General features: G+C 74.6%; 3 protein-coding genes. 2 read left to right on the top strand and 1 reads right to left on the bottom strand.

Going from position 1 to position 2,599, the window contains the following annotated elements:
* On the top strand, positions 1 to 849 hold an 849-nt coding region (locus L2I40_RS21760; RefSeq protein WP_237217342.1), incomplete at its 5' end, for a leucyl aminopeptidase family protein.
* A 9-nt stretch (positions 850 to 858) separates the two neighbouring features.
* Positions 859 to 1,320: a DNA polymerase III subunit chi gene (locus L2I40_RS21755; protein WP_237217340.1), complete on the top strand. Its 462-nt coding sequence runs from the start codon at positions 859 to 861 to the stop codon at positions 1,318 to 1,320.
* Positions 1,321 to 1,343: 23 nt separating this feature from the next.
* Here L2I40_RS21755 and L2I40_RS21750 read toward each other — a convergent pair whose 3' ends face one another.
* A complete protein-coding gene (locus L2I40_RS21750) occupies positions 1,344 to 2,306 on the bottom strand; it encodes a Bug family tripartite tricarboxylate transporter substrate binding protein (protein ID WP_237217338.1) in 963 nt (320 codons plus the stop codon).
* Between the last annotated feature and the right edge of the window lie 293 nt (positions 2,307 to 2,599).

Below are 2,599 nucleotides of genomic sequence, written 5' to 3'. Positions count from 1 at the left end.
CCGCCGCGCCTCGCCGTCCTGCGCTGGCGCGGCAGCGTCGCCGCGCCGCCGGTCGCCTTGGTCGGCAAGGGCATCGTGTTCGATACCGGCGGCGTCTCCATCAAGCCGGCGCAGGGGATGGAGACGATGCGCGCCGACATGGCCGGCGCGGCGGCCTGTGCCGGCGCGATGCTGGCGCTCGCGCTGCGCGGCTCGCCCTGCCCCGCGGTCGCCGTGCTGGCGCTGGCGGAGAACGCCGTGGGTGCGGCGAGCTACCGGCCGGGCGACGTGCTGCGCACGCTGTCGGGCCGCACGGTCGAGGTGGTGGACACCGACGCGGAAGGCCGCCTCGTCCTAGCCGATGCGTTGCACCACGCCGCGAGCGCCTTCCGGCCGCGCGCCATGCTGGACCTCGCGACGCTGACGGGCTCGATCGTGACCGCGCTCGGTCATCACCGCGCGGGTCTGTTCGGCAACGATGACGGGCTGATGGCCTCGGTCGCCGCATCGGGTGCTGCGGTGGGCGAGGAGCTCTGGCCGATGCCGATCGGCGAGGGGCACCGCGCCGATCTCGCGAGCGACATCGCCGATCTGCGGCAATGCATGCCCGCCTCGCGCGGCGAGGGCGGCTGGGCGGCGGGGCGCATCCCGGATGCCTGCCACGCCGCCGCCTTCCTGCGCGAATTCGCGGGCGACGTGCCCTGGGCGCATCTCGACATCGCTGGCGTCGATACGGCGGACGCGCCGCATCCGCTCGGCCCCGCGGGACCGACCGGCTTCGGCGTGCGGCTGCTCGACGACCTTGTTGCGCGCCGCTTCGAGGAGCCGGACCACCATGCGCCCGTGGCGCCCGCCGGCGGCCGCGTGTAGAGGCGCCGCATGGCCGAGTACGGCTTCTACCACCTGACGCGCACGCCGCTGGAACAGGCGCTGCCGAAGCTGCTCGGCCGCGTCCTCGGCGCCGGCGGGCGGGCGATGGTGCTGCTGGCGACGCGCGAGCGGCTGGAGGCGCTGGACGCTGCGCTCTGGACCGCGGGCGATCCCGACTGGCTGCCGCATGGCACGCCGGCGACGGGGCATCCCGAACTGCAGCCGATCTGGCTGACGACGGAGGATGCGGGCGAGGCCGGAGCGCCGAACGGCGCGCGCTTCCTCGTGCTGCTGGAGGGCACGACCTCCGTGCGGCTCGACCGCTTCGACCGCGTGCTCGATCTCTTCGACGGCGCGGACGAGGCGGCGGTGGCGGCGGCGCGGCAGCGCTGGAAGGAGGCCAAGGCCGGCGGCCACGCGCTGACCTACTGGCAGCAGGGGCCGCGCGGCTGGGAGAAGGCGGGCGGGTAGCCCGCGCTTCGCCAGCGCCGCGATCAGCTGTCCAGCCGCACCCCGGTCAGCTGCACCATCTCGGCCCAGCGGGCGACCTCGGCGCGCTGGAAGGCGGCGAAGGGCTCGGGGCCCATCGGCGCAAGCGTGAAGCCCGCCGCCGCAAGCCGGCGCTGCACCTCGGCATCGGACAGCGTGCCGATGAAGGCGGTCGCCAGGCGCTCTGCCATCGGGCGCGGCAGGCCGGGCGGGCCGAACAGGCCGAACCAGGCATCGACCGCCATGTAGGGCACTCCTGCTTCCTCCGTCGTCGGGATGTCCGGAAAGTCCGTCAGGCGCCGCGGCGCGCCAACCGACAGCGCGCGCAGCCGGCCTTCGCGGATCAGCCCGGCGACCGAGGGGAAGGTCGAGACGTAGAAATCGACCTGACCCGCGACCGTCGCCGTCGCCGCGGGGGCCGCGCCGTTGAAGGGGATATGCGTCGCATCCATGCGGTTGCGACGGACGAAGGTCTCCGCGATCACGTGGCTCGCCGAGCCGGCCTGGGAGGAGGCGTAGTTCAGCCGCCCGCCGTTCTGTCCGAGCGCCGCGAGTTCCGCCATCGTCCGCGCGCGCGAATTGGCCGGCACGACGGTGGCGTGATGCACGGTCCCGAGCTTGGCGATTGGCGTGAAGCCGTCCACCACGTGGAAGGGCAGTCGGGCCATCATCGCCTGGTTCGAGGCATGCGACTGGTTGTGGCCGACCATGATGGTCAGCCCGTCCGGCGCCGCGCGATGCGTCGCCTCGGAGCCGATCACCGCGCCGCCGCCGGCGCGGTTGTCCACCACCACCGGCTGGCCGAGCGTCGCGGCCGCCTTCTCGCCGGTGACGCGGGCCAGGATGTCGGTCGGGCCGCCGGGCGGGGCCGGGACGACGAGGCGGATGGTGCGGTCCTGCGCGCGGGCAAGGCCCGGCAGGGCCAGGGTCGCGGTCGCGGCCAGCAGCGTGCGGCGGCGTGTCGGCATGCTTCGTTCCTCCTCGGTCGGCTTGCCGTCTCGCAACGTGGCCCGGAGCGGTCAAGTGGGCGTGATGCTACAACCATTCGTTGCACCGCGCCGCGCCACTCTGGCACGGTGGCCTCATTCGGGACGAGGCAGGAGGGCGGGCGATGATGCGTATGGCATCCGAGACGGCCATGGCCGAGCCCGCGCGCGAGGCGCCGCGCCAGCCGTTGCCGGCCGAGCCGGCGACGCCGCGCGCGCTCTGGCCCACCTTCATGCGCCGGACCCTGGCCGAGGACGCGCTGCGCCCCCGCGTC

The organism is Falsiroseomonas oryziterrae (assembly GCF_021864505.1).
Lineage (GTDB): Bacteria > Pseudomonadota > Alphaproteobacteria > Acetobacterales > Acetobacteraceae > Falsiroseomonas > Falsiroseomonas oryziterrae.
The sequence above is the reverse complement of the archived record's forward strand: the minus strand, read 5'-3'. Positions and strand labels throughout refer to the sequence as shown.

What these genes read in the sequence shown, in the direction of transcription:
- L2I40_RS21755 (WP_237217340.1), top strand. Translation starts at nt 859, where the DNA reads ATGGCCGAGTACGGCTTCTACCACCTGACGCGCACGCCGCTGGAACAG.
- L2I40_RS21750 (WP_237217338.1), bottom strand. Translation starts at nt 2,306, where the DNA reads ATGCCGACACGCCGCCGCACGCTGCTGGCCGCGACCGCGACCCTGGCC.